This is a genomic window from Aurantimonas endophytica (genome assembly GCF_014196845.1).
Taxonomy (GTDB): Bacteria; Pseudomonadota; Alphaproteobacteria; order Rhizobiales; family Rhizobiaceae; genus Aurantimonas; species Aurantimonas endophytica.
The window spans coordinates 315,769-342,407 of record NZ_JACIEM010000005.1 but is presented as its reverse complement, the minus strand read 5'-3'; the positions used below and the strand labels follow the sequence as shown (position 1 = coordinate 342,407).

Sequence of the window (26,639 nt, the reverse complement as noted above, 5' to 3'; positions counted from 1 at the left end):
TTCGTCGACTGACGTCATTCGATTGGTGGAGCTCAGTAGGTTCCGCGCCGGCTGAGCACCGCCGGTACCGTCCGGACGATCAGCAGGAGGTCACTGACGAAAGTCCAGTTTTCGCAGTAGTGGCAGTCGAAACTGACTCGCTGGTCGTACGAGGTATCGCTGCGGCCCGACACCTGCCAAAGGCCGGTCAGGCCTGGCCGCGCGGCCAGATAATGCACCTTTCGGGGCCCGTAATAGCGCAGTTCGTCGAAGACCACCGGGCGCGGCCCCACCAGGCTCATCTCGCCGCGCAGTATGTTGATCAACTGCGGAAGCTCGTCGACGCTCGTCTTGCGCAGCACGCTTCCGACCACCGTCACGCGTGGATCGACACGCAATTTCCGCGTGGCTTTCCACTCCTCCTCGGCATCCGGATTGGCCGCAAGATAAGCCGCGAGGATCTCGTCGCCGTTCGGCACCATCGTGCGGAACTTCAAGCATTTGAAGCTGCGGCCGCCCCGTCCGATCCGCTCGTGACCATACAGAGTGGAGCCCGGCGACGACATCCTGATGAGCACCATCACCATTGCGAAAAGCGGCGAAAGGAGCAGCAGGATCAAAGCCGCCAAGGCAACGTCGAACGCCCTTTTCCGCCAGTCCCCGACTGGCCGGAAGGCCTCCCATGGACGCTGCGTATCGGTGAAGTCGGCGAGATATGCAGGATCATTATCCCGCTTCGACCGAGCCCTTATACGGGTGTAATCGTGATTGAGTACGGTGCGCGTTCGCATGGGGGCAAACTCCGTCCTAAGGCCGCTTTACCTTCGAAATGCACTGCAACATGCGAATTATATGCACTGCAACCAAGCAAACGCAAATCATCCCTTCCCGGGAACAGCGTGCCGCTCTCTGAATGCATTCAATTCCCTGGTTCTACTCGCAAGAAACCGCAACATGAATGCGGCGGAATGATGAGATTTTTCCGTCATTAAGATGACGTTCACTCGCTTGGTGATTCTTATGAGCTTGTGGTTTTTGACATCAAGACTGATCTTGTCGTGGCATTTGGAGATTAGAAAGCAGGAAAGACAAAAGTTGGCACAGGGGAACTTGCTACACCTGTAACCACCGCGTCGCAGAAGCTTCACGCGACCCGATTTAGCCAATCATGTCAGCCCCGTAGCTAGTCATGCGTGAACAGCATGGCTGCTATTCCAGAAAATCGGCGCTCTGTTGCCTTTCATCCGTCGGAATCCGTAGACTAACCTCGGTCAGTGCGGCACCCGGCCGTTCCCTTTTGCCGGCAAAGGCGTGGGCGCTGCACAACGATGAGTGGGATCTGGGCGAGGACGGTGTTCCAGTTCGGCGATGCTCCGCTCGTGAATGTCATCCGGCGGCTGTCCGACGTCGGCCTCCGGCCTGAAGATGCACCGATCCAACCAATGGAAGGATGGTCACCATGCGCTTCGCCCGAGCACTGCTTGTCAGTACCGCCGTCGCTTTCGGAGCTTCAGTTCCCGCGGCAGAGGCCGAGGATATCGACCTGGGCCAGTACCAGATGACCTTCGAGGAGAATTTCGATGACCTCGACGTCTCCGAATGGGGCCCGGGCACCCGATGGATCGCCCATACGCCATGGAGCGGGGATTTCGGAGACGCGAAGTTCGTGGCGCCTGGAGACCATTTCCCGTTCACCGTGCAGGACGGAATCCTGACGATCACGATGAAAAAGGGCGATGACGGTCGGTGGCGCAGCGGTCTTCTGGCCAGCGTCGATCGCAAGGGCGTCGGCTTCTCCCAGCAGTACGGGTATTTCGAGATGCGAGCCAAATTTCCGGCTGGCGAGGGTGTCTGGCCCGCCTTCTGGCTCGTGGGCGTCGAACGTCTGGCCGACAATCCCGCTGGCACGGCCGAGATCGACGTCGTCGAGCATTATGGGCGTGCTCCAGCGGAGTACAGTTCGTCGGTCCATGTCTGGCCGATCGCCGAAGGCGTGAAGAAATCTTCCGTGACCCACAAGACCCCTGTCCCTCGCGGCTCCCTGTCCGACGATTTTCACCGCTATGGCGTCCTGATCGAAGCCGAGCAGATGAGGTTCTACCTGGACGGAACGGAGGTCTGGTCGCACCCTACGCCGGAATTCCACCGTCAGCCGATGTTCATCCTTCTCAATCTCGGCCTCGGCGCAGGTTGGCCGATCGAAAATGCCCCCAATCCGGCCGAAATGAAGGTGGATTATGTGAGGGCCTATGCTCGGCCCTGACGGCGTACCGGAAAACATCGCGCCGCCGGCCGGGAGGTCGCGCCCGACATCCCTGCGCCTTTGCGTCGCGATCGCGACGGCGGGACGGCCGGAGGTGCTGGCAGACACGTTGGAGCACCTGTCGGGACAGAGCCGGATGCCGGACCAGGTCCTCGTCTGTCCGGCGCAAGCGAGCGATGTCGACCTGCATCGTGTCTCCTCCTTGCCCTTCGACGTCCAGATCGTTGCAGGCGGGCGGGGCCTTCCTCTCCAACGGAATGCGCTCATCGCAGCGTCCGATGCCGATATCATGGTCTTCATCGACGACGATTTCCTGCTCGCGCCGGATTTCCTCCAGGAAGCCGAGGCGTTGATGCGTGGTAATCCCGATGTCGTGGTCGCGACCGGCCATGTCTTGGCGGACGGCATACTCACGCAAGGCCTCGATTTCGAAGAGGCGGTCAGGATCATCGACGCCGCCGGCCCGAATCGCGGAGGAGAGTGGCACAGGACGTACAACGCCTACGGGTGCAACATGATCGTGCGCCTGCAGGCTGTTCGCGATCACTCGGTCAAGTTCGACGAGCGTCTGCCGCTATATGCATGGCAGGAGGATCTCGATTTCAGCCGCCAGCTGGCCGTCTACGGCGAGATCGTCCGATCGCCCCGGCTGCGGGGTGTCCATCTCGGCACCAAGCGATCGGGCCGCAGCCCCGGCAGACGCCTCGGCTATTCTCAGGTGGTCAACCCTGTGTATCTCGCCCGCAAGGGCACGATGGCCTGGAGCCGGTGCTTCCGCCAGATTGGCCGGAACATCACGGCGAACTGCGCCCGCGCAATCCGCCCGGAGTCCTGGGTCGACCGGCGCGGGCGGCTTCTGGGAAACCTCATCGGGTTGTTCGACCTGCTGCGCGGGGTTTGCGAGCCGGAGCGGGCAGTCAGACATTGAGCCGCAAATAGCTGGCTCGAAAAAGCTGAACATGCGCCGCTGAAGCGGTCTCGCCTGATGCGCCGAGCGCCGTTGGGGCGCGAGCCGTGCCGTACGGAAAATCGGCGGCGCCGAAAAGCCGTGACGGCACTTTATCGATCACGCAAAATCTTTCCCAAGCGGCATTCCGTCTACGCCATCTATGAATTAATGTTGATGACGTTGAAACAGACCCGACTTACGGGAATGATCACGGCCGCAGGGGAGGCTGCCTGGCTGTGGCGGGTTCAACCTCCGGCCCGCCGAAAAATGATTCATTTAGATCGCCCATTTACGAAATCGAATCTTCCGCGTGCTTTGATGTCTTCGGTCACAATTCATATAAGAGGAAGCTGTCGCAGCTGAAGTCATGATCTTGTCTATCGCCCTCTTGTTCGCTGTTTTCGGATGCGTCGCAGCCTTCCTGTCATCGGTACGTATCGTCATCTCCACGGCGATCCTCACGATACCTCTGTTCATCATCCTGGCAGCAGTTTCCGATTTCTCACTGGGCGACATGTTGCTCATGTGGCTGACCGCGCTTCTTTGCCTGCAGCTTGGGTACTTCGCCGCACTTCTGCTGATGGTGGCAAGGGCCAAGGCGCGGAACCAGGCGGGCGGCCGCGAAATCACCCCATCGGCGAAGACGCCCGGACTATCGGCTCCGAAACCGCCGATCTCGGAGTTGAAAAACTCGACACCGCCGGGCTGACCCAGCCCCGGGTCGGCGCCACCTGCGGTAAGGGTCATCAATGGATGTAGCGGGTTCGGCCGCGTAAAGCCGCGAGCGCCAGGCACAGCCGGCACGATCCATGTCCCTCTGCCATGAAGACGCAGCCGTCAGGCTACGGCGCCGTTGCATGCGACGCGCCACCTCCAGCGGCATCGAAGCATTCCCGCGCAGCGCCTGGCTGATCCGAAACGCAATGCAACCTCCCGCTGCCGCTTCGAACATTGCTTTCATCTGTCACATGGCGGGCGAAAGCTGGCAGCTGATCCCCACTGCCACTTTTGCTGCGACGCAACAAAGCTATAATGGCGCCAGCGAAGGCAATGGATCCTTGGGGTGATCTGGATGGACAAGGTGCTGGTCGTCGGGGGCGCGGGGTATATCGGCTCCCATACCTGTCTCAATCTGGCAGGGCGTGGATTCGAGCCTGTCGTGTACGACAATCTTTCCAACGGACACCGCGAATTCGTGAAATGGGGACCGCTGGAGACCGGCGACATTCGTGACGGCGATCGCCTTGACGCGGTGATAAGCCGACATGAACCCGTCGCGATCGTCCATTTCGCTGCATTGATCGAAGTGGGGCAGTCGGTCACGGAGCCCTTGCAGTTCTACGAAAACAACGTCGCAGGCACGTTGACCCTGCTCGCAGCTGCAGAGCGCGCCGGGATCGACAAATTCGTCTTCTCCTCGACCTGTGCGACCTACGGCATTCCCCGTTCGACGCCTATGGCCGAGACCCATCCCCAGGCCCCGATCAATCCGTACGGACGCAGCAAATATCTGGTCGAGGAGGTGCTGCGCGATCTGTCGGACCTCAAGTCTCTGCGAACGGTGATCCTGCGGTACTTCAACGCGTCGGGCGCCGACCCGGAAGGGCGGATCGGGGAATGGCATACGCCGGAGACACATGCGATTCCGCTCGCGATCGACGCGGCCCTGGGCCGGCGGGAGGGATTCGCCATCTTCGGCTCTGACTACGACACGCGGGATGGAACCTGCGTCCGCGACTACATTCATGTCATGGACCTCGCCGACGCCCACGGCCGCGCCGTGGAGTATCTCCTTTCAGGTGGAGAGAGCGTCGCCCTGAACCTGGGAACCGGCACCGGAACGACGGTCGCCGAGATGCTGGCTGCCATTGAAGCGGTGTCCGGCCGGCCCTTCCCCGTCAAACATGCCGGTAGACGAGCCGGCGACTCCCCCGCCCTCGTCGCCGACAACCAGAAGGCTTGGGAGGTCCTCGGTTGGCGCCCTGAACGCGACCTCGATGCGATCATCGAAAGCGCCTGGAACTGGCATGCCGGCAGAGCCAACGGCGCCGTCTAAATCAAGACGATCCACCGGAGCGAGCGCCTCCTGGCAGTTGAACGGATACCAGCGGGTGTGGACAGAGACAGCTCGTTTCGTCTGAACGCAGATCGAAGGAGGAAACGCCCTCGGCTTCCCCGCGGTCGGCGGTGACGGTGAATCGGCGTCATCCCCGCCAGCGGCCGCTTCCCAGCCGCTGCTTGTCCTCGATCCGGCTGATCCCGTGCCGAACGGCGTTGCAGGCCTTGTAGCACAGCGTCGGAAGGGCAAGCACATCCTTCAGCCGTGGCAGCGCATCCGGCGATTGAGACAGCAGCAGCCGCACAAGTTTCGCGACCGTTATGGCCTACTGGCGCGTCGATTGGCGGACGAATTCAAGGAAGGCCCGCATGGCCGCGCTGCTGTGCCGCTTGTTCGGATAATAGAGGTACCAGCTCGGCAGTGTCGGGCTCCAGTCGGCGAGCACTTCGACCAGCGTGCCGTTCTCGATACCCGCTCTAGCGTAGTCGTCGAACACATGGGCGACGCCCTGTCCGGCGACGGCAGCCTGAAGCTCCTGATGCGCCGAACTGAGGGTCAACCGACCCTCCGGCTCGAACGCGACGGATTCACCGTCCTTCTCGAACGCCCACGTCGCCAGCGCACCGCCGGGATAGCGGCGGCGAATGCAATCGTGGCCGATGAGGTCTGACGGCGTCCTGGGCTGCCCTCGCTCTTGCAGATAGGCCGGAGCGGCGACGATCGCGTAGCGCAACGGCCTTCCCAGCGGCACGGCTATCATGTCCTGAGCCAGTTGCTGCCCGAACCGGACACCGGCATCGAAACCCTGCTCGACGATGTCGACGATGGCTGCATCGCTGACGATCTCGACCCTGACGTCCGGGTGAGCCGCCATGAACGCGAAGGCGAGTGGGCAGAGGACGTGGTCGACCGCAGGCCCTGGCGCGTTGATTCGCAGTGTTCCGGAGGGCTGCTCGCGCAGCTGGTCGAGTTCGACGAGCGCCAGGCGGATGTCGTCCAGTGCCGGGCGAAGCCGCTCGAGCAGCCGCTCGCCCGCTTCCGTGACCGCCATGCTCCGCGTCGTCCGGTTCAGCAGACGGATGCCGAGTGCCTGCTCGAGCGCCGCCATCGTCTGGCTCATGACCGAGGAGGAAACACCCCGCTCGGCGGCCGCAGCGCGAAAGCCACCGCACCGCACGATCATTGCGAACGTCTCGAGATGTTCGAGTCGGACAGATGCCATTGATCTCTCCTGTAGATCAGCCTGCTCGCTTTTGATCGTCTTATCAACGCAGTGCCGAGACGTCATCCTGTAGCAGAGAGGCGTCCGGTCACGCGGCCGCCTTCGAACAGGCTCTCTGCACGAAGGAAGACGATGCTCACGATCAACCGACGCAAGATCATGCTTTCCGCCGTCGCCGGCGCCTCCGGGGCGCTTCTGGGCGGCGCGCTGCCCACGGCCGTCCTCGCGCAGCCCGCGGCGACGGCGCCGATCGGCAATGCCGGCCACTATCGCTTCCAGGTCGGCGACATAGCGGCGACCGTGCTGAGCGACGGCGTCATCGGCGGGCCTCCCAGCGTGTACGCGGGCGATGCGCCGGAAGCGGAGCTGGCGGACGTGCTGCGCCGCGCGTTCCTGCCGACCGACTTCATGACGCTGAACCTCAACACGCTGTTTCTGGAGATCGGCGGCCGCCGCGTCCTGCTCGAGGCCGGCGCCGGCAGCACGATGGGTCCCAATGGCGGCCGCGTGTTCGATCATCTCGGCGCCATCGGGCTTTCGGCCGACGATATCGACGTCGTCGTGATCTCGCACACCCATCCTGACCACGTCGGCAATCTGCGCGCCGCCGACGGTGGCCGGGCCTTTCCGCGAGCCACCATCATGGCGCCGAGGGCGGATTGGGCATTTTTCGTCGAGAACGAGCCGGATCTTTCCTACATGCCGGTGCCGCCGGAGTTCCGACAGCGCTTCGCCGCCAACATCAAGCAGAGCGTGCAGCCGGTCGCAGACGGCATCGAGCTCTACGAAGCCGGTGCGGAGCTGCTGCCGGGCCTGACGACCCTCACCGCGTCCGGCCATACGCCGGGCATGGCGGCGTTCCTCGTCCATTCGGGCGAGGACCAGCTGCTCCTGACGGCCGATCTTGCCTATCACCCGGTGGTCAATATCGAGCGGCTCTGGCGGCCTGGGCCGGACCGCGACCAGGAGGAAGCCGCCACGTCGCGCCGACGCATCTTCGATCAGGCGGCCGCCGACCGGATGCTAGTCCTCGGCTTCCATTATCCCTTCCCCGGCCTCGGGCGGATCCTGCGCACCGATACCGGCTACGCCTGGGTGCCTGCCGGCTGGCAGTTCTGAACGGATGAGGCTCCACACGATGCAGAACGATCCGACGACGATCGACAGACGCAGCTTCCTCGGTGCCGCCGGCATGGTGGCAGGGGCTGCCGCCGTGGGGGCGGCAGCCGGCGGGACGGGCAGCGCCTACGCGCAGGCCGGTTCGGCTGCGCAGGAGGCGCCCGCTTCGCAAAGCAGCGAGCCCGCCATCATCCGCCGGATCGGCCGCACGGGGCGCCGTGTCACGGCTCTCGGTCTCGGCACGTTCCTGACCTTCGACCTCATGCCGGGCGACCCGCGCGAACGCCTTCGCGCGGTCGTCGCCCGCTACGCCGCCGGCGGCGGTGGCGTCATCGACACCTCGCCGCTCTATGGGTCTGCCGAGATCACGATCGGTGCGTTCCTGTCGGAGATGGCGGAGACGCGCGATATCTTCGTCGCGAACAAGATCTGGTCGACCGGCGCCTATCTCGGCGACACCAGCCATGCGACCGCCAGCCTCGAGCAATCCAGGCTACGCGTGTGGCGGCCGACCATCGACCTGATGCAGTGCCACAGCATGACCAATGCCGGCGTCGTCGTTCCGCTTCTGCGAGCCTGGAAGAACGAGGGCCATATCGCCCATGTCGGCGTCACCCATCATGAATCGTCCTACCAGGCGGAGCTGACGCGGTTCGTCGAGCGCGGGGAGGTGGACGTCGTCCAGACGAACTACTCGATCTTCGATCGGTCGGCGGAGGAGCGGCTGCTGCCGGCTGCGGCGGATCAGGGCGTCGGGGTCTTCGTCAACCTCCCGCTCGAGAAGGCGCGGTTGATGCACGTCGTCGAGGGCCATCCCCTCCCCGAGTTCGCCAGCGAGTTCGAAGCCACGAGCTGGGCGCAGTTCTTCCTCAAATGGGTCATCGCCCATCCGGCCGTGACCTGCGTCCTTTGCGGGACCTCCGACCCGGATCACATGGCCGACAATCTGCAGGCCATGCGCGGGACCCTGCCGGACGCCGCGATGCGCCGGCGGATGGTGCGTCACATGGAGACGATCCCGGGATTTGCGGCCATCGGCACCATGGCCTGGTATCCTGGCAAGGACGCTCTGTACCAGGGCCAGATCAAGCAGGCCCAGGGGCTCGCGCGAGCCCGCCTGGCGGGCTGAACGCCGGCCGCAAGGGACTGCCTCTCAGAATGCCCTCCTCAGGTCGGCAGGACGAGGGCAGCCTTCAGACCGGGTTGGCGGGGCGACAGGACGATGTCGCCGCCGTGCTGGCGAGCGATGGCGCGGGCGATCGACAGTCCAAGGCCGATGCCGCCGGTCTCGCGCGAGCGCGAGCCCTCGAGGCGGAAGAACGGCGCGAAGACCTCCTCGATCCGTTCGAGCGGAATGCCCGGCCCCTCGTCCTCGACGACGATCTCGATCGCCGAGCGGGTGGAAACCAGCCGTACCTCGGCATGGCCCGCATAGCGCACCGCGTTCTCGATGAGGTTGCGGATCGAACGCCGGAGGCCCTCCGGCCGACAGCGATAGTTCAGCCGCTCGCTCCCGACGAAACTGACCTTCTGACCGATCTCGGCGAGATCCTCGCAGATGCTCTCGACAAGGGCCGACAGGTCGATCGTGCGTGTCGGCTCCGAGTTGGTTTCCTGGCGCACCAGCGACAGCGTCGCATCCGTCATGGCCTGCATCTCGGCGATGGTGGCGAGCATCTTTTCCTGGAGCTCGGCATCCTCGACCAGCTCGGCGCGCAGCCGCAGCGTCGTCAGCGGCGTGCGCAGATCGTGGCCGATCGCCGCCAGCATGCGCGTGCGGTCCTCCACGAAGCGGTGCAGCCGCTCCTGCATACGGTTGAAGGCTTCGGCCATGCGGCGGATGTCTTCGGGACCACTTTCCTGCAGCGGCGTCACCGCTTCGCCGCGCCCAAGCGTCTCGGTGGCCCTTGTCAGCTGGCGCAGCGGCCGGGTGATGCCCCGCACCGTCATGACGCCGACGAGCGAGACGAGAACCGCGGTCAAGGCGAGCGACAAAGGCAGATGCGTCTTCCAGATCGACGGCATCATGTGCTTGTAATAGGCGACGTTGAGCGTCCGCCCGTCGCTGAGCGGAACGATGACCCCGGCACCGTTGCGCTCGGCAAAGTCGAGCGTACGTGCTCGCGCCGGCAGGTTGGTCCCGCCTGCGATCGGAGCCGTCCACGTCACTCCCTCGAGGAAGAGCGCCGTGGTCGCCCCCTCCGGCACTTGCGTCGTTGCGGCGGAGCTGCCCGCCGAGGTGCCCTCGCCCGCGCCGTTCAGGAGATCGCGCAGGGGCAACTCGAAGCGTACGAACGCAGCGTCCACCCAGGGCCCCAAATCAGGTGCGGGATCGTCGGCGATCCAGAAGCGGGTGTAGTCGGTGCTGTTGACGCGCGCGATATCCGCCTGCAGCGCCGGCGGCACGGTCTCGACCAGGCGGGCGACCGCCGCCGCCCGGCTGCTGAGTTCGTAGCGCGCAGCCGCGCGGAGGTCCGCGATGAACTTGTCCCAGGAAATGCACATGCCGATGGCCTGGGACGCAAACAGCGCGATCAACATCGAGGTCAGGAGCTGGACCGACAGGCTCTTGCGCCAGAGGGTGAGCAGGCCGGTCACGACGCGAAGACCTCCGGCATGAAGCTGTAGCCGCCGCCCCAGTGGGTCTGGATGATGGCGGGATTCTTCGGATCGGTCTCGACCTTGCGGCGCAGGCGGCTGACCTGGTTGTCGATACTCCGATCGAAAGGATCGGCCTCGCGGCCGACGGTGAGATCGAGGAGCTGGTCGCGGCTGAGCACGACGCCGGGATGCTCGACGAAGACCTTGAGGAGGCGGAACTCCGCGGTGGAAAGCGGCACGCCCACGCCATCCTCGCCCTGCAGCTCGCGCCGGCCGAGATCGAGCACCCAGCGCTCGAAGCGCATCTGCCCCGCACGACGCGCCGCGCGCTGGGGCGGCAGGCTGTTGACCCGGCGCAGAACCGCCTTGATGCGCGCCTGCAGCTCGCGCGAGGAGAACGGCTTGACGAGATAATCGTCCGCCCCGAGTTCCAGGCCGATGATGCGGTCGGTTTCGTCGGCGCGGGCGGTCAGGAAGATCACCGGAACGTCCGGTCCCGTACCCGAGCGAAGTTCGCGGCAGAGGGTGAGGCCGTCCTCGCCCGGCATCATGATGTCGAGCACGATGAGGTCGGCCGCCGTGCGTGCCAGAAGGCGCCGCAGCGCCGTGCCGTTCTCCGCGGTGCTGACGCGATAGCCCTGCTGCTGCAGATACTTGCCGACGAGGTCGCGGATGTCGCGGTGGTCGTCGACGACGATGATGTGGGGCACAGACTCCATGATCTGCCTCGATCGCTGAACATGGCCGTCTTTATAACTGCGTCTTCCGCGCGATGCTCTGGCGAAACTGTATCAGGATGTAGCGGATCGCGGCGCGCACGGCTTTTGCCCGTTCCGGCCGATACAATTGATTACAACTGCCGACAGTCCGGGCACAGGGCTGCGACAGGTGCCGGCTAATTTGATCCTCGAAGCAAGAGGACGGCCGGAACGGATTCTCCCCCCGATCCTGCCAGGCGGTTCCAACGGACTGCCCCCGGTCGATGCCTCTGCTCCGGAAGCGCGACGGTGCCGAACGGCATCCGCGCTTCCGATCCTTAGCTCAAGACCGAAAGCAGAAACCATGACCCTTACCAGAACCCTCTCCGCCGCCCTTGTCGCCTCCGCGACCGTCATCTTAGCGGCCCCGGCTCAGGCGATCGTTCCAGGCTCCGAGCACTACGCGGATCGTCGCGACGAGACCGCGCGCCACGCGGTCGCGGAAGCAACTGCCATGGTCGGCGAGGCGGAACCGCGTCAGCGCCCGGCGTTCGAGGCGAGCGGCAACACCACGTTCGGGTACGCCACCGGTCCCCGCGTCAAGGCCGCGCCGCCGATCCTGAACGAACACTACCGCGACCGCGCCGACGAGATGTCGCGCGCCAAGATCCAGGCACGCTGACGGGGCACCCCTCCCCCTCGGTCGCCCTCGGACGACCCGGCCCTCCGCACTGCGGGGGCCGGGTCGAAGGACCAGCGGCGACAGCGATCATCAAGGCGTCGACTGCGGTCCGCCCCACCGGCGCAAACCCCGGAGATCCCATGGTATCCCTCATCGTCAACGGCTTGCCCGTGGAAATCACGGCGCAGGACGACAAGCCCCTCCTCTGGGCGCTGCGCGAGGACCTCGGCCTGTTCGGCGCCAAATATGGCTGCGGCGTCGCCCAGTGCGGTGCCTGCCGCGTCCTCGTCGACGGCGTGTCGACGCCCTCCTGCGCGACGACACTCGGCGACGTCGCCGGTGCGTCGGTGATCACGGTCGAGGGACTGCTAGGCCGGGACGGCACACTCTCCCTCGTGCAGCAGGCCTGGATCGACGAGCAGGTGCCGCAATGCGGCTACTGCCAGCCGGGCTTCCTCGTCGCGGTCACGGATCTCCTGGCGCGCACGCCGCGGCCCACCGACGCCGAGATCGACGAAGCCATCACCAATATCTGCCGATGCGGGACCTATCTGCGCATCCGCCGCGCCATCCACCGCGCCGCTGCGGCGCAGGCACAGGGCTAAGGATCTCGCAATGGCTCGCCTGCTTTCCCGACGCACCTTCCTGATCACCGGCGCGGCCCTCGGCGGCACGGTGCTCGTCGCCGGCGTGGCCGGTGCGGGCTTCCTCGCCAGCGTCGACGTGGATGGCCCCGACGGCTTCGTCGACGGCGACCGCGCGGTGTTCAACGCCTTCGTCGCGATCCACGACGACGGCCGCGTCGTCATCCATGTGCCCCGCACCGAGATGGGCCAGGGCATCCACACAGGCCTCGCGATGCTGGTGGCCGAGGAGCTCGACCTTCCCTTCGACGAGCGCATCGCCGTCGAGCACCCCACGCAACTGCTGCCGGTCTACGCCAGCTATTCCCAGATAATCGGCGTGCGGCCGGAAGAGGCGCGCGGGCCTGTGGCCTGGGCGGTGCGCCGCGCCGTCTCCGCCGTGCCCCTGATCGCCACCGGCGCGTCGGGCTCGACGATCGGCCTGTGGCATCCCATGCGGACCGCAGGCGCCGCGGCGCGCCACATGCTCGTGGCCGCGGCCGCAGCGCGCCTCGGCGTGCCCGCCAGCGACCTCACGACCGCCGACGCCGCCGTCCATCACGCGGCCTCGGGACAGAGCATCCCCTACGCCGATCTGGCAAGGGACGCGGCAATCCTGCCACCACCGCGCGAGCCGGCGCTAAAACCCCGCACCGCGTGGCGTCTGATCGGCCGCTCGCAGCCGCGCGTCGACCTGCCCCCCAAGGTCAGGGGCGAGCCCGTCTTCGGGGCCGACGTCGTCCTGCCCGACATGCTGCACGCCACGATCCGCCAGGCCCCCGTGTTCGGGGCACGTGTGGTGCGCCTCCGCAACGAGGCCGAGATCCGCACCGAGCCCGGCGTCCGCGACGTAGCGGTGATCGACGGGCGGGCCGTGGCGGTGGTCGCCGACTCCTGGTGGCAGGCCGAGATGGCGGCCTGGCGCCTCGACGTCGAGTGGTCCGGCACGGAGGACGATGGCGTCTCGAGCATCGCGCTCGGCGACCGGCTCCGCGCGGCTCTCGACGAGGCCGAGCATCACCTCCACCTCGAGGACGGTGACGTCGAGCCGGCCCTGGCGTCCGAAACGGCACAACTGGTCGAGGCCACCTACGAGGTGCCCTTCGTGACCCATGCCTGCATGGAGCCGATGAACGCGACCGTCTTGATGCGGCGCGACGGCACGGCCGAGGCCTGGGTGCCGTCGCAATCGCCGCTGATGATCCGGTGGGGCGTCCAGCAAGGCGCGGAATGGGCCGGCCTCGATCCCTCCGCCATCATTTGCCACGTGACGATGAATGGCGGTGCCTTCGGGCGACGCGGCGAGCAGGACGTGATCGCGCAGGCGGCCTACCTCGCCGCGCGCCACCCGGATCGCGCCGTCAAGCTCATGTGGCCGCGCGAGGAGGACATCGGCCGCGGCATGTTCCGCAGCCACGCCGCTGCCCGAATGCAGGCCGCCTTGGGCCCCGATGGTCTCCCCGTGGCCTACGACGCCCTTGTCGCCGCACAGTCGATCATCCAGTCCGTCGGCAGCCGCCGCCTGCCGATCACGCCCGGCCCGGACGGCGACTATCTGTCGATCGAGGGGCTCGAGAAGGCGCACTACGCCGTGCCTTCCCGGCGCGTGCGCAGCCATCACGTGCCGTCCCATCTGCCGATCGGCTTCTGGCGCTCCAATGGCTACTCCTTCGGCACGTTCTTCTCCGAATCCTTCGTCGACGAATGCGCCCTGGCCGTAGGGCTCGACCCTTTCGACTACCGACGCGTGCTCCTGCGCGACAGCCCCCGCCACCTCGCCGTGCTCGATCGCGTGGCCGCCCTGGCGGACTGGGGTGCGCCCATGGCGCCGGGGCGCGGGCGCGGGATCGCCATCGAGGAATGCTACCAGAGCGTCGTGGCCGAGGTCGCCGAGGTGACCATCGCCCCCGACGGCGAGATCACCGTCGACCGGGTCTTCTGCGCCGTCGACGTCGGCACCGTCGTGAACCCCGACGCCGTAGCCGCGCAGATGGAGGGCGGGATCGTCTTCGGCCTCACCACCGCGCTGATGAGCACTCTCACCGTCGAAGCGGGCGCCGTGGTGGAATCGAACTTCCACGACTTCCCCATGCAACGGATCCGCGACGTGCCGGAGATCGTCGTCGATATCCTGCCGAGCGACCTGCCGCCCGGCGGTGCCGGCGAGTGCGGCAACGTGCCGATCGCCGCGGCCGTCGCCAACGCGATCCACGCTGCCACCGGCCGGCGCCTGCGCTCGCTGCCGCTTGCCGTCACGGAGGCGACCGGCGAGCGACGCACCCGCTCCGTCCTGCCGCAGCTTACCGCGGGCGCGGCCTGATCGCCGCGCCGCACGACCGAATATCCACAAGGGCCACAGCCAACGACGGACGATCCGTCACGCAAACGAAGGACTCTCCCATGACCAAGCACTGGACAATCGAGGACATCCCGTCCCAGCGCGGCCGCACCATCGTCGTGACCGGCACCGGCGGCCTCGGTTTCGAGGACGCGCTGGCGCTGGCGCGCGCCGGCGGCGACGTGATCATCGCCGGCCGCAATCCCGGCAAGGGCCTCCAGGCCGTCGCCCGGATCAAGGCGAGCGTCCCGGGCGCGCTGGTCAGCTTCGAGGCGCTCGATCTGGCGGATCTCGACTCGGTTGCCGCCTTTGGCACCCGCCTCGCCGTTAGCCGCGAGAGCATCGACGTCCTGATCAACAATGCCGGTGTGATGGCCCCGCCGCAGCGCCAGACCACCGTCGACGGCTACGAGCTGCAGTTCGGGGTCAACTATCTGGCACATTTCGCCTTGACCGCTCACCTGCTGCCGCTGCTGAGGCGAGGCGTCAACCCGCGCGTCGTGACGCTGTCCAGCGTCGCCGCCCGCGGTGGCGCGATCGACTTCGACGACCTTCAGTCTGACGTTGGCTACAAGCCCATGAAGGCCTACGGCCAGTCCAAGCTCGCCTGCCTGATGTTCGCCTTCGAGCTGCAGCACCGCAGCGACATCGCCGGCTGGGGCATCGAGAGCATTGCCGCGCATCCCGGCGTCTCCCGCACCGATCTCCTGCACAACGCACCGGGCCGCACGAGCGCCCAGGGCCGCATGCGTACGTATCTCTGGTTCCTGTTCCAGCCGGCAGAGCGCGGCGCGCTGCCGACACTGTTCGCGGCGACATCCCCGGACGCCGATGCAGGCGGCTATTACGGTCCGGTCGGGATGGGCGAAATCCGCGGCTTTCCCGCCAAGGCCAAGCCGCCCAAGGCAGCGCTGGAAGCGCATGTCGCCCGCCGGCTCTGGGACCTGACCGAGCAGCTCGCCGGCGTCAGCTTCGGCGACGCCTTGCCCGACAATGTCACCCGATACGCCGCGACCGGCCAGTGGAGAGTCTAGGGATGGACCCGATCGGAGGTCTCGTCGGGTGGGTTGCGGTCTACGGCACCTTCGGCCTGTTCGCGATCGGGCTGGCCGAGCGCTTCGTTCCGATGTTGCCGTCCCACGCCCTGCTGCTCGCTGTCGGCGTGACCGCGGCAGACGACTACCGTTTGCTGCCAGCCGCAGTGTTCGCGACGACACTTGGCAGCACCCTCGGCTGCATGGCGAGCTTCTTCGCCGTAAGGGCACTTGGCGAGACGCGCACCTCGCGCCTCGTCGCAGGGACCGGGCGCCTGTTCGGCATTTCTACCGGGCAGCTCGAGCACCGGATCGCGTCCCTTCGGCGCAACGGCACGGCGCTCGCCTTCTCGCTCCAGCTCGTACCGACCGCGCGACTTGTCGCGCCGCCTCTTGCGGCCCTCCTGCAAGGCGGATCGGGACGCTTCCTGTTCGCCTCGGCGGCAGGCATCACGGTCTGGAACGGCATGTTCATCGGGGTCGGATACGCGGCCTCACAGGCGGTCGGAGACATGAACGCCACGGTTCTGGCTCTCGCCATTCTCGCCCTTCTCGTTGCCGCGCAAGCCAGTCTGTTCTGGATCGGCCGGAGAATGCGTGTTCGCCGCAGCCTGATGACCATGCCGGCCGAGACCTGCTGACGCGGACCCGGCTGCCCGTCCGCTCCGACTTCCGACCCTCACCGTATCCGGAACACTCCATGATAGTAACGCATGACATGGCCGAGACGCTTGGCTTCTTCCGGGCGTGGCTGAAGGCCCCGCTACGCGTTGCGGCCGTTACGCCGTCGGGACGTGCACTGGCCAATCTCATCACCTGCGAGATCGACCGCGGCACGGGCCCGGTGATCGAACTGGGACCGGGCACCGGCGCCTTCACGCGGGCCCTGCTCGCGCGCGGCGTCCGGCAGGAGGATCTGGTGCTGATCGAGTCCGGCGCGGAGTTCGCCGAAAACCTCCATCGGCGGTTTCCCGACGCGCGCACGCTGTGCATGGATGCGGCCCGTCTGCGCCGGGTCCATCTTTTCGAGGGGCGGCTCGCCGGCGCCGTCGTGAGCGGCTTGCCCCTGCTGTCGATGCCACCGCGCAAGGTGATCGGCATCCTTAGCGGCGCCTTCGGCAAGATGAGACCGGACGGTGGCTTCTACCAGTTCACCTACGGCCCGCGTTGCCCCGTTCCGGCAAGGCTCCTGGACCGGCTCGGCCTTAAGGCGGAGCGGATCGGCGGCACGCTCGCCAACCTCCCGCCCGCCTCGGTCTACCGGCTCAGCCTGATCGATCACTCCCCTGCCGGGTTGGGCTCCGGGCGGATGGCGATCGGCAGCCAAACGACGAGCCCGCGCCGCGAGCTCGTTCCGGAGGCAGACTGATGGCGTGGTCGGACGGCTACTTCACCGAGCTGACCTACACCCACGGCTACTACCCCGAACTGAACCCGGCCATGCTGCGACTGGCATGCCTCTGCCATGGGGTGGACCCGCATCTGGGAGAGACGCCGACCTATCTCGAGCTGGGGTTCGGTCAGGGCGTTTCGATCAACATCCACGCGGCGGCATCGGCAGGTTCTTACTGGGGCACGGACTTCAACCCGGCGCAGACGGCGTCCGCCCGCAAGCTGGCGCTGGCATCCGGGGCAGAGATCCGGCTTTTCGACGAATCCTTCGAGGAGTTCGCCGAGAGGGACGATCTACCCGACTTCGACATCATCGCCCTGCACGGCATCTGGAGCTGGGTCTCGGACACGAGCCGCGGGGTCATCAAGGACATCATCCGGCGGAAGCTGCGGCCCGGCGGCATCGCCTTTATCAGCTATAATTGCCTGCCCGGCTGGGCGCCGATCCTCCCGGTGCGCGAACTGATGCTCCTCTACAAGGACAGCGTCGCGGGAAAGACCGCAGGGGCGGCGGAGATGGTGGAGGGCGCGCTCAGCTTCGCGGGCGACGTCATGCGGGCCGGGTCGGCCTATTTCCGCGACAACCCCTTCGCGAGGCATCAGCTCGAAGGGATGATGAAGCAGCGCCGCAACTACCTGGCGCACGAATTCCTCAACGCGAACTGGCATCTCGAGCACTTCGCCGACATGGCTCGCAGCCTCGACGAGGCCAAGCTGACCTTCGCGGGCTCGACCCGCCTGCTGGACGCGATGGACGGGCTGCATCTCGACGAGGAGGGTCGCAAACTGGTCGCGCGCATCGACCACCCGGTCACGCGGGAGACGGTGCGCGACTTCATGGTGAACCGGCGGTTCCGGACCGACATCTTCGTCAAGGGAGCCCGGAGAATGCCGGACCCGGAACAACGCCAAGCCTGGCTCGCGCAGGCCTTCGTGCTGGCAAAGCCGTCGGTGGACATCCCGAAACGGATACCGTGCGGCAGGGGCGAGGTGGAACTGCCCGCGCACCGCTACGATCCGGTTCTCGAGGTCCTGTCGGACGACGACTACAGGCCCAAACGGGTCGACGAGCTCCTCGCGCATCCAAGGCTTCGCGACCGCAGGCCGGCAGACATTATCGACGTCCTGACGATGCTGGCAGGCTCGGGCCTCGCCTGTCCGGCCCAGACCCCGACGGACACGATGGTTGAACGGTGCGCCGCATTGAACGCGCACATCCTGCAACGGGCCAGCAGCAGCATGGACCTGCAGCACATGGCCTCGCCCGTCACCGGCGGCGGGATCGTCGTGCCGCACATGGCGCAACTGTTCGTCCTCGCCATGCAGGAAGGCAGGGACGACGTCGAAGCTCTCGCCGGCTATGTCTGGGAATTCCTGGAACGCGTCGGCGAGCGCCTCGTGAAGGATGGCAACAGGATCGAGGATCAGGCCGAGAGCCTGAAGGAACTCAGGGGTGCCGCCACCAAGTTCCTTCGGTTCGAGCGACCGCACTGGGAAGCCCTGCAGGTCATCCGATCCGACGCGTCCCCTGGGCGGACCATCCGCCGCGGGCATCCAACGGACGTGGCATGAACGCGCCGGCCCCTCGCATGGCCCGCCCTGTCGCAACCGCGACCCTGATCATGGCAATCAGTCCGCAAGCAGTCTCTTCCGCGCCGCAAGCATGCCCATAAGGTGCCCTCCAAGCCGCATTGCTCGCGGTACTTGGGGCAGTTCGTTCGCTCGCGGAATCCGCGTGGATTGGCTCCAGACCGGACCCCCCGGCTGAAACGGAACTCAGCCAAGCGGTGCGGTGAGCGGATCGTAGGCATACACCCACGCCGGATCTTCCGGCTCCTTCAGCCAGGTGTTGGCGTTAGAGATTGTCTGCACCCGCGTGGCCCGCTCAAGACGGGTCTGCTCGTAGAGCTGGAAGGCCTCCCCGTAATTCTCCGTGCCGCATTCGGTGAGGCAGCGGGTGAGCACCGCGGCGTCCTCGATCGCCATGCAGGCGCCTTGCGCCATGTGCGGGCGCATCGGGTGGCAGGCGTCGCCGAGGAGGCACAGACGGCCGCGGCTCCACAGATTGAGCGGATCGCGGCTCCAGAACGGCCACTTGGTGACCTCTTCCGTGGCATCGATCAGGGCGTTCACCACCGGGTGCGAATTGCCGAAGATCGCTTCCATCTCCTCGCGCGAAGAATCGACGAAGGCCGTGTCGTGCTCCCAGCCGTCGACCGGGACCCCGGTGACGTAATAGTATTCCGAGCCGTCGCCCTTGGTGTCGTAGGCCATGATGTGGCGGGAAGCTTCCCACCACCATTTCACGCAGGCCTCGAATTCGAGGCCGGAGGCGCGTAGCTTTTCGACATTGACCAGCGCCCGGTGGCCGACCCAGCCCGAAAAGCGCGGCTTCTCGACGCCGAGCAGCATCTCCCGGATCGCCGAGTTGATGCCATCGGCGCCGATCACCAGCTTGGCCGCGACCCGCCGGCCATTGTCGAAGGAGAGGAGGACGTCGTCCTCGCGCTCGTCGATCGCGGTCAGCTTGTGGCCGAAATGCACCCGGTCCTGCGGCAGGGCCTCGATCTGGACGGCATGCATGTCGCCGCGATGGATGGTGATGTAGGGGGCGCCATATTCTTTCTTGGCGAAATCGCCGAGCCGGATCTTCGACAGGTACTCGCCGGTATTGCCGTCGCGCGAGAACCAGAAATCCGGGTGCGAACCGATCGTGGCGAGCCGTTCCTCGAGCCCGATCTCGCGGAAGATCTTCATGACGTTGGGGCCGATGTGGATGCCGGCGCCGATACGGTGGAATTCGGGCGCCTGCTCGAAAGTGTGGACGGAAAAGCCTGCATGATCCAGCAGCGCCATGGCTGCGGCGCCGCCAAGCCCGGCTCCGATGACCGCAATGTCGACGGTTTCGATGGAACTCATGACCAGTCCTGTTGCTTGAATTCGTTTGTATACTAACAATTATGCGAGAGCTGTAAAGCCCCTATTGCGCCGCAGGCCAAAGGCCCGCGCGGCCGAAATGCCCCTCCATTCCAGCCCGCCGTTCGGGAAGGCATCTGGTTCGCCGGCAGGCCGTCCGATCCATTCCCCTTTCGCATCGTCCCGGCGGTAGGCCGGTTCCGGCTTCTCCATGACATGCTCTAGCGCCGCGCCGTGCCGTAGCGCGCGCGGACATAGGCGGCGAGTGCGTCGATCTGCTCGCCCGTCAGTTCCTTGCCGAAGCCGGGCATGTCGCGAGTCTTCAGGGAGAGCGGCGCCTCGATCCCCTCCCGGATGACGGTGCGCAGTGCCTCGTCGTCGCCAGACCGCAGCGCCGGACTGCGCCACAGCGGCACCTGCGCGGCGGTCGCCAGATTACCCATGGCCGGTTCGTGGCAGACCGCGCAGGCGCTCTCGAACAGGCGGTGCGTTGCATCAGGGAGCGAAGTGGCTGTCCGGCCGGCAGCGGCATTGCGCAGATCCTCCGACGGCCGAGGGCCAGCGACCGAACGCCCTGCCTCGTCCGTCGACAGCGAGGCGAGATAGACCGCCATCGCCTGGATGTCGCTGTCCGGAAGCTCCTTCAGATTGGCGACGACGTCGGCCATCGGGCCGGCGGCGGCCGCGAGATCGTCGGCGAGGCCCGTTCGCAGATACTTATAGAAGCGCTCCTCGTCCCAACCGAAGCTGGCGGCATCGGCGCCCGCGATGGCCGGCGCGTACCAGCCCTTGATCGGCGCGCCGGAAAGAGCCGCGTCGCCCCCCTTCTCGGCACCGAGCGCGGTGCGCGGCGAGTGACAGGCGCTGCAATGGCCCATTGCCTCGACCAGATAGCGCCCGCGGTTCCATTCCAGGCTCTTCTCCGCCACGGGCGCGAACGGCCCGGAGCGGAGGTGGAGCGCGTTCCACCCGGCATTGAGCGGCCTCAGGTTGAATGGCACGGCCATCTCTGCCTGGCGCGTCTCCTGGCGTACCGGCTCGAGCGTCTGCAGATAGGCATAGAGCGCGAACATGTCGTCGCCGCTCATCCTGGCGAAGGACGTATAGGGAAAGGCGGGATAAAGGTTGCTGCCGTCGCGGGAAACGCCCTTGCGCATGGCACGATCGAACGCGTCGAAGCTCCACTCGCCGAGGCCAGTGTCCGGGTCCGGCGTGATGTTCGAGCTGTAGATCGTCCCGAACGGCGTTTCGACGGCGAGGCCTCCGGCATTTGCCGATCCGCCGGGCACGGTATGGCAACTGGCGCAGTTGCCGGCAGCGAAGACCTCACGACCCTTCGCCAGGAGTTCGGCCGAGAAGCTCGCCGCCTTCGGAGCTGCCGTCGGCGCGATCGCTTTGTGGATCGGCAGGGCCAGCGCACCCGCTGTCAGCGAGCCGCCCAGCAGCGCCGCTAGACCGATGCCTTTCGCGCCCAAGCCCTTCGCCAACACCCGATCGCGCCAGGAAGGCCTCGCGACGGGACCAGCGACGAGCGCTGTCGGCGCGGACGCGGCGATGCCGAGCGCCGCGCGCATCCTCTCGGGCGTGAACGGCGCCTCGCGCATGCGGATCCCTGTCGCGTCGAAGATCGCATTGGCGATCGCCGCGGCCGCGGGCACCGCCGCGCTCTCGCCGACGCCGAGCGCCGGATCGCCCGAACGCTCGACCAGCATCGTCTCGATCGCCGGCGTCTCGGGGAAGGTCTGCAGCGGATAGGTCGCCCAGCTCTTCGCCGTGACGGTGATCTCGTCGAAGCTCAGCTCCTCCTTGAGCACCCGGCCGGCCGTCTGGTTGACGTTGCCGTGGATCTGGTGGCGCACCCCGTCCGGATTGATGACGAGGCCCTGGTCCTGGCCGACGAAAACGCGGGTGAGTTGCACCTCGCCGGTCTCCATGTCGACTGCGACGTCGCAGACCCAGGCGGAAGCTGCCGCCGCCGTGCCGGGGAAAGCGCCATGGACATAGGTCGCGAAGGCGAAGCCCTGACCGTAGGCCATGCGGCCCTCGCGGCGCTTGCGCGGTGCGCTGCGCGACTCCCAGCCGCCCTTCTCGGCGCTTTCGCGAATGAGTTGTGCGGTGCGCGCATCATCGATATGGGCTAGCCGGAAGGCGACGGGGTCGGCCCCCGCCTCATAGGCCAGCTCGTCGACGAAGCTCTCATGGGCGAAGGTGTTAGGCAGGGCCGACACGCCCCGCATCCACGCCGCGCGCACGATCGGCGCCATGTCGTGGACGGTGATCGCCTTGTGCGCGATCCGGTAGGGCGGGACGATCGTCCGGTCGCCCATGTCCGAGGGGCGAGGCTCGGGCGAGACGCGTCCGGTCAAGAGCAGGGCGAGGTTCGGCCCGCGATTGGACGGATACCAGCTGTCGAGACTGTAGGCGTGGAAGACGCCGTCCTTCAGCCCACCCTCGACGTCCATCACCTGGGCCGCCCCCTTCGGCTCCCAGAGATGCTCCTGAGCCCGCGTCAGCTGCACCCGCACCGGCCGGCCGACGGCCTCGGACAGGAGCAGCGCGTCGCCGCAGACGTCGTCGGCGCAGTTCCGGCCGTAGCAGCCGGCGGCCTGGTAGCGGCGGATGTCGATCCGTGCTTCGTCGAGCTGCATCAGATTGGCCAGATCGGCCCGCAGCATGTGGGGGTTCTGGGAGCCGGACCAGACGACGGGTTCTCCGGCATTCCAGTCGGCAATGGCGCAGGATGGGCCGATCGAGCCGTGCAGGTGATACGGCCAGACATAGGAACGCGTCAGCCGGACTTCGCACTGCGCGATTCCGACGGAGAAATTGCCGGTCTCGTCGCATGTGCGCGGCGTCGCCGGCTGGCTGCGGATCGTCTCCGCAAGGCTTGCCATGTCCGGCAGCTCCGGCGGCAGCAGCCATTCCACAGGCAGGGCTTCGGCGATCGCTTCGGCCTGGTCCGCCCGCTCCGCGACGACGCCGAGGAAGTCGCCCCGCCGGACGACGGCGAGAAAGCCCGACATGTCGCGCACGGCCGCCTCGTCGAAGGCGAGGAGGCTGCGGCCGATGAAGGCGCCACTGTCGCGGCCATGATAGGGCGGCCGCACGACATGGCCGTGGACCATGCCGTCGACGAATACGTCGTGGATGTAGGGATGGCTGCCGGTGACCTTGGCCGGCAGGTCCACCCGCGCCGCGGAGCGGCCGACGACGGTGTAGTCCTTCGGGTCCTTCACCGGCGTGCACTCGTCCAGCCGAAGCGCGATCTCCTCGCCGGCGATCAGGCTTTCGTAGCTTGCTACCGTGTCCTTCCAGCGGACCGAACCCTCCGCGAGCGTGACGCGCGTGGCCGGCGCGTTGAGCCGCCGCGCGCCGCGCAGCGCCAACTCCCGGCGGATCTGGGCCGCCGCGTGGCGCAGCGGGACGGCGGTGATCTGGATGGTCTCGGAGGCAATCGTCGGGCCTTGGTTCGGCGTCCGCGCCGTATCACCGAGCACCATGCGGACCCGGTCGAGCGGCAGGTCGAGCTCCTCCGCAACGATCTGGGAAAGCGCTGTCTCGACGCCGGTACCGAGATCGACATGGCCGTTGAAGCCGATGGCGATGCCGTCTGTATCGAAGGAGAGGAAGACGTTCCGCGTATCGCCATCCTCGCGAAAGACCAGGATGCACCCGTAGTCGCCGGTCACGCGGAGGGTCCTTCACCGTCCTGTGGCAAGGCAGCGGCACTGTCGCCGGTCGCAGCGCTCCCGGCCACCTCGCGCATCAGTTCGGCTGCCCGCATCACCGAGGCGACGATTTCCTTATGGGTCCCGCAGCGGCACAGATTGTGGCGGAGCGCCGATCTCACGTCGTCCTCGCGCGGATCGGGATTGGCCGACAGGAGCGCCAGCGCCGACATGAGCATGCCGTTCAGGCAATAGCCGCACTGCGCTCCAGCTGCCTCGATGAAGCCGCGCTGCACCGGATGCAACGCACCGGTGCTGGCATCCGCAAGCCCTTCGAGGGTGGTGATCACCGCGCCGTCCACCTTCGCCGCGCGAAGCACGCAGCTGCGCGCCGGGGCCCCGTCGACCAGCACCATGCAGGCCCCGCATTGGGCGAGGCCACATCCGTATTTCGGGCTGGTGATGCCGAGATCGCTTCTGATGACGTCGAGGAGGCTGCGTCGAGCGTCGACGGCGAAGGCGTAGCGTCTGCCATTCACGGCAATCTCGATCGACCGATCCATCGTCCTTCGTCACCCCCATCGGCCGATGCCTCGACAACAAGAAAACAAAGCTTGCAGAAAAATCGCTTGTACACAAACAATAATTCGATGGCCCCCTCCCGAGGGCGCTGGCGACCGGCGCCCTGTAGGAGCCTCAGCGGAGCGCGCTTGTCGACTTTCCTCTAACGTGGCAACGAGCGGATCGGACAGAACGCGAAAAGGGCCTCGGCGTGGCGACAGGCAGTGGTGAGGACATCCCGTTTCTTGGTTACGTGCTCGACGAGCAGGTCGGCTTTCTCTTGCGCAAGGCCTATCAGCGCCACATGACGATCTTCGCCCGGTCGACGATCGGCGGCCTGACACCGACCCAGTTCTCGACGCTGTTCCGGCTCTTTGCCGAGCCCGGCCCGATTTCGCAGAATGCCCTGGGCCGGCTCGTCGCCATGGATGCCGCCACGACGAAGGGTGTGATCTCGCGCCTGGAGAACCAGGGGTTGCTGACGACGCAGAAGGATCCCAACGACAAGCGGCGCTATCTGCTGCAGTCTACCGAAAGGGGCCGGGCGTTGATCCGCGATGCTATTCCGGTGGTCAAGGGCATCACCGAGGCGACGCTCGCCCCCCTGAGCAAGTCAGAACGCGAGACCTTCCTGCGGCTTCTGGCCAAGCTCTGCTGACAGAGGGCGCGTCACCTGCGCGTCACATCGCGCCCTCCCTTATTCGTCGTCATCCGCTGGCGATGTCGAGCCGATCGACAGCCGTAAGTTGCTGCCGACGGCTCACGCAAGGTCGGTCCCGGCCTGCCCAATAGTTCGGCATTTGGCGATCTGGACCGATGGGACACCAGCCAGATTCCGGGCTAACCATCTGATATTTCTATATCTGCGAAAAATTTCGCCGAGGAACTTGTTTCTATACAAACAATCTGCGTAGCATTATGCCAGCCACGTCAACGAGGTTGCGCCCATGAATGCGATCCGCATCGGCCAGATCGTCCCGAGTTCCAACGTCACCATGGAGACGGAGATCCCGGCGCTTCTGCGCCTGCGCGAGACGATCGCACCGGAGCGCTTCACCTTCCATTCGTCGCGTATGCGGATGAAGCACGTGACCAAGGAGGAGCTCGCGGCGATGGACGGCCAGAGCGACCGCTGCGCGCTGGAGCTCTCTGACGCCCGTGTCGACGTGATGGGTTACGCCTGCCTCGTCGCCATCATGTCGATGGGCCACGGCTATCACAACGAGTCCGCACGGCGCCTGCACCAGGTGACGGTCGACAACGGCAACCCTGCCCCGGTGGTCACCTCCGCCGGCGCCCTGTGCGACGGCATCAAGGCGATCGGCGCGAAGAAGGTCGCGGTCGTCGCGCCCTACATGAAGCCGCTGACCGCCATGGTGGTGGACTACATCGCCAATGAGGGCATCGAGGTCTCGACGTCGCGGGCCCTGGAGATCTCCGACAATCTCGCGGTCGCCGCCCATGATACCGGCAGGCTGCCGGGCATCGTGTCGGAGCTCGACGTCGGCGACGTCGATGCGATCGTGTTGTCGGCCTGCGTCCAGATGCCCTCGCTCGCTGCAGTCTCGATGGTCGAAGCACAGACCCGCAAGCCGGTGCTGACGGCCGCCATCGCCACCACCTGGTCGATGCTGAAGGCGCTCGACCTCGACACCCGCGTGCCCGGCGGCGGCACGCTGCTTTCGGGCCTCTACTGATCCGGACGAAAGACGAGATCCCAGGAGGAGTACCCATGGCCTTCGGCTACAACGTCCACGCCAACGGCATTCGCCAGCACCTGATCCGCTATCGCGGGAATGGTCCAACGATGCTGCTCATTCCCGGCATCACCTCGCCTGCGATCACCTGGGGTTTCGTCGCCGAGAGGCTGGCGGAAAAGTTCGACGTCCACGTCCTCGACGTGCGGGGCCGAGGTCTGAGCCAAGCGGGCAAACTCGACTATTCCCTCGACGCCATGGCGCGGGACGCCGTCGAGGTGACCAAGGCGGCGGGGCTGGGCAAGCCGATCGTGCTCGGCCACTCGATGGGCGCCCGCAACGCCATTCGCGCCGCGCGCCTCGCCCCGGACGCCTTTGCCGGCCTCGTCCTCGTCGATCCGCCGGTTTCCGGCCCCGGACGACGGGAGTATCCGTCGAAATGGGCGTGGTACGAGGATTCGATCCTGATGGCCCAGAAGGGCTGCTCCGCCGACGACATGCAGGTGTTCTGCCCGACGTGGACGCAGGAGCAGCGGGCGGTGCGGGCCGAATGGCTCCATACCTGCCAGCTCGACGCCATCGACACCGCCTTCAAGGGCTTCCACACCGACGACATCCACCAGGACCTGCCGCATCTGACGCTGCCGCTGCGGCTCGTCGTTGCCGGTGGCGCGCCGGTCATTCAGGACGAGGACGTCGCCGAGATCAGGCAGCTTGCTCCTCGAATCGAGGTGCGCACCGTCGAGGGCGCCGGACACATGATCCCCTGGGACGATCTCGACGGTTTCGTCGAGGCGGTCCTGGACTTTTCGGCCTGACGGCCTGCCAGACGAACAGG

25 protein-coding genes are annotated in these 26,639 nt (G+C 66.3%); 17 read left to right on the top strand and 8 right to left on the bottom strand.

Annotated features, from left to right (window positions below; genetic code table 11):
* Positions 1-32: 32 nt before the first annotated feature.
* On the bottom strand, positions 33-731 hold the full coding sequence (locus GGR03_RS19150; protein WP_425486729.1) for a sugar transferase: 699 nt from the start codon (positions 729-731) through the stop codon (positions 33-35).
* A 707-nt stretch (positions 732-1,438) separates the two neighbouring features.
* Here GGR03_RS19150 and GGR03_RS19145 point away from each other — a divergent pair.
* Both GGR03_RS19145 and GGR03_RS19140 read left to right on the top strand, forming a co-directional pair.
* Positions 1,439-2,242: a glycoside hydrolase family 16 protein gene (locus GGR03_RS19145; RefSeq protein ID WP_183210364.1), complete on the top strand. Its 804-nt coding sequence runs from the start codon at positions 1,439-1,441 to the stop codon at positions 2,240-2,242.
* Positions 2,229-3,170 (top strand): glycosyltransferase family 2 protein, encoded by a 942-nt coding sequence (locus GGR03_RS19140; protein ID WP_183210363.1) that lies wholly within the window; start codon positions 2,229-2,231, stop codon positions 3,168-3,170. Before GGR03_RS19145 ends, GGR03_RS19140 begins: the two co-directional genes overlap by 14 nt.
* Here GGR03_RS19140 and GGR03_RS19135 read toward each other — a convergent pair.
* A complete protein-coding gene (locus GGR03_RS19135; RefSeq protein ID WP_183210362.1) occupies positions 3,160-3,312 on the bottom strand; it encodes a hypothetical protein in 153 nt (50 codons plus the stop codon). The genes GGR03_RS19140 and GGR03_RS19135 overlap by 11 nt on opposite strands.
* A 246-nt stretch (positions 3,313-3,558) precedes the next feature.
* Here GGR03_RS19135 and GGR03_RS19130 point away from each other — a divergent pair, with 246 nt between their 5' ends.
* The 3 genes from GGR03_RS19130 (at position 3,559) to galE (ending at position 5,247) form a co-directional block, all read left to right on the top strand.
* Entirely contained in the window at positions 3,559-3,900 is a 342-nt protein-coding gene (locus GGR03_RS19130; RefSeq protein ID WP_183210361.1) for a hypothetical protein, read from the top strand.
* A gap of 148 nt (positions 3,901-4,048) precedes the next feature.
* The gene (locus tag GGR03_RS19125) at positions 4,049-4,258 is read left to right on the top strand and encodes a hypothetical protein (RefSeq protein WP_183210360.1); all 210 of its coding nucleotides are present in this window, start codon (positions 4,049-4,051) and stop codon (positions 4,256-4,258) included.
* Positions 4,259-4,263: 5 nt separating this feature from the next.
* A complete protein-coding gene (galE, locus tag GGR03_RS19120) occupies positions 4,264-5,247 on the top strand; it encodes a UDP-glucose 4-epimerase GalE (RefSeq protein WP_210292215.1) in 984 nt (327 codons plus the stop codon).
* Positions 5,248-5,575: 328 nt separating this feature from the next.
* On the opposite strand, the gene GGR03_RS19115 is transcribed toward galE, so the two are convergent.
* Positions 5,576-6,538 carry a LysR family transcriptional regulator gene (locus GGR03_RS19115; protein WP_425486725.1) on the bottom strand — a complete coding sequence of 321 codons (963 nt, stop codon included), beginning with the start codon at positions 6,536-6,538 and terminating at the stop codon, positions 5,576-5,578.
* 66 nt (positions 6,539-6,604) lie between these two features.
* On the opposite strand from GGR03_RS19115, the gene GGR03_RS19110 reads away from it, so the two are divergent.
* Entirely contained in the window at positions 6,605-7,591 is a 987-nt protein-coding gene (locus GGR03_RS19110; protein ID WP_418884955.1) for an MBL fold metallo-hydrolase, read from the top strand.
* A gap of 19 nt (positions 7,592-7,610) precedes the next feature.
* Positions 7,611-8,720: an aldo/keto reductase gene (locus GGR03_RS19105; protein WP_183210358.1), complete on the top strand. Its 1,110-nt coding sequence runs from the start codon at positions 7,611-7,613 to the stop codon at positions 8,718-8,720.
* Between the two features lie 38 nt (positions 8,721-8,758).
* Here GGR03_RS19105 and GGR03_RS19100 read toward each other — a convergent pair whose 3' ends face one another.
* A complete protein-coding gene (locus GGR03_RS19100; RefSeq protein ID WP_252920310.1) occupies positions 8,759-10,189 on the bottom strand; it encodes an ATP-binding protein in 1,431 nt (476 codons plus the stop codon).
* Positions 10,186-10,911 carry a response regulator gene (locus GGR03_RS19095; RefSeq protein ID WP_183210357.1) on the bottom strand — a complete coding sequence of 242 codons (726 nt, stop codon included), beginning with the start codon at positions 10,909-10,911 and terminating at the stop codon, positions 10,186-10,188. The genes GGR03_RS19100 and GGR03_RS19095 overlap by 4 nt, the downstream gene beginning before the upstream one ends.
* Before the next feature lie 343 nt (positions 10,912-11,254).
* On the opposite strand from GGR03_RS19095, the gene GGR03_RS19090 reads away from it, so the two are divergent.
* From GGR03_RS19090 to GGR03_RS19060, 7 genes are all read left to right on the top strand, one after another.
* Positions 11,255-11,572: a hypothetical protein gene (locus GGR03_RS19090; RefSeq protein ID WP_183210356.1), complete on the top strand. Its 318-nt coding sequence runs from the start codon at positions 11,255-11,257 to the stop codon at positions 11,570-11,572.
* A 140-nt stretch (positions 11,573-11,712) separates the two neighbouring features.
* Positions 11,713-12,177, top strand: a complete 465-nt coding sequence (locus GGR03_RS19085; RefSeq protein WP_183210355.1) for a (2Fe-2S)-binding protein — start codon at positions 11,713-11,715, stop codon at positions 12,175-12,177.
* A gap of 10 nt (positions 12,178-12,187) precedes the next feature.
* Complete coding sequence (locus GGR03_RS19080; RefSeq protein ID WP_183210354.1) at positions 12,188-14,515, top strand: xanthine dehydrogenase family protein molybdopterin-binding subunit; 2,328 nt, start codon at positions 12,188-12,190, stop codon at positions 14,513-14,515.
* An 80-nt stretch (positions 14,516-14,595) separates the two neighbouring features.
* Positions 14,596-15,567, top strand: coding sequence for an SDR family oxidoreductase (locus GGR03_RS19075; protein WP_183210353.1), 972 nt, complete (start codon positions 14,596-14,598; stop codon positions 15,565-15,567).
* A gap of 2 nt (positions 15,568-15,569) precedes the next feature.
* Positions 15,570-16,208 carry a DedA family protein gene (locus GGR03_RS19070; RefSeq protein WP_183210352.1) on the top strand — a complete coding sequence of 213 codons (639 nt, stop codon included), beginning with the start codon at positions 15,570-15,572 and terminating at the stop codon, positions 16,206-16,208.
* Positions 16,209-16,267: 59 nt separating this feature from the next.
* Entirely contained in the window at positions 16,268-16,936 is a 669-nt protein-coding gene (locus GGR03_RS19065) for a class I SAM-dependent methyltransferase (RefSeq protein WP_246368239.1), read from the top strand.
* The gene (locus tag GGR03_RS19060; protein ID WP_183210351.1) at positions 16,936-18,531 is read left to right on the top strand and encodes a methyltransferase regulatory domain-containing protein; all 1,596 of its coding nucleotides are present in this window, start codon (positions 16,936-16,938) and stop codon (positions 18,529-18,531) included. Before GGR03_RS19065 ends, GGR03_RS19060 begins: the two co-directional genes overlap by 1 nt.
* Positions 18,532-18,735: 204 nt before the next feature.
* Here the strand turns inward: GGR03_RS19060 and GGR03_RS19055 are convergent, their stop codons facing one another.
* The 3 genes from GGR03_RS19055 to GGR03_RS19045 all read right to left on the bottom strand — a co-directional run bounded on the left by GGR03_RS19055 (position 18,736) and on the right by GGR03_RS19045 (position 24,106).
* Positions 18,736-19,878 carry an FAD-dependent monooxygenase gene (locus GGR03_RS19055; RefSeq protein ID WP_183210350.1) on the bottom strand — a complete coding sequence of 381 codons (1,143 nt, stop codon included), beginning with the start codon at positions 19,876-19,878 and terminating at the stop codon, positions 18,736-18,738.
* A gap of 218 nt (positions 19,879-20,096) precedes the next feature.
* Complete coding sequence (locus tag GGR03_RS19050) at positions 20,097-23,564, bottom strand: molybdopterin cofactor-binding domain-containing protein (protein WP_210292214.1); 3,468 nt, start codon at positions 23,562-23,564, stop codon at positions 20,097-20,099.
* Positions 23,561-24,106: a (2Fe-2S)-binding protein gene (locus GGR03_RS19045; RefSeq protein ID WP_183210349.1), complete on the bottom strand. Its 546-nt coding sequence runs from the start codon at positions 24,104-24,106 to the stop codon at positions 23,561-23,563. The genes GGR03_RS19050 and GGR03_RS19045 overlap by 4 nt, the downstream gene beginning before the upstream one ends.
* A gap of 209 nt (positions 24,107-24,315) precedes the next feature.
* On the opposite strand from GGR03_RS19045, the gene GGR03_RS19040 reads away from it, so the two are divergent.
* The 3 genes from GGR03_RS19040 (at position 24,316) to GGR03_RS19030 (ending at position 26,619) form a co-directional block, all read left to right on the top strand.
* Complete coding sequence (locus tag GGR03_RS19040; protein WP_252920309.1) at positions 24,316-24,762, top strand: MarR family transcriptional regulator; 447 nt, start codon at positions 24,316-24,318, stop codon at positions 24,760-24,762.
* A 289-nt stretch (positions 24,763-25,051) separates the two neighbouring features.
* Positions 25,052-25,801, top strand: a complete 750-nt coding sequence (locus tag GGR03_RS19035; RefSeq protein WP_484463084.1) for a maleate cis-trans isomerase family protein — start codon at positions 25,052-25,054, stop codon at positions 25,799-25,801.
* A 35-nt stretch (positions 25,802-25,836) separates the two neighbouring features.
* On the top strand, positions 25,837-26,619 hold the full coding sequence (locus GGR03_RS19030; protein ID WP_183210348.1) for an alpha/beta fold hydrolase: 783 nt from the start codon (positions 25,837-25,839) through the stop codon (positions 26,617-26,619).
* The last annotated feature ends 20 nt before the right edge of the window (positions 26,620-26,639 follow it).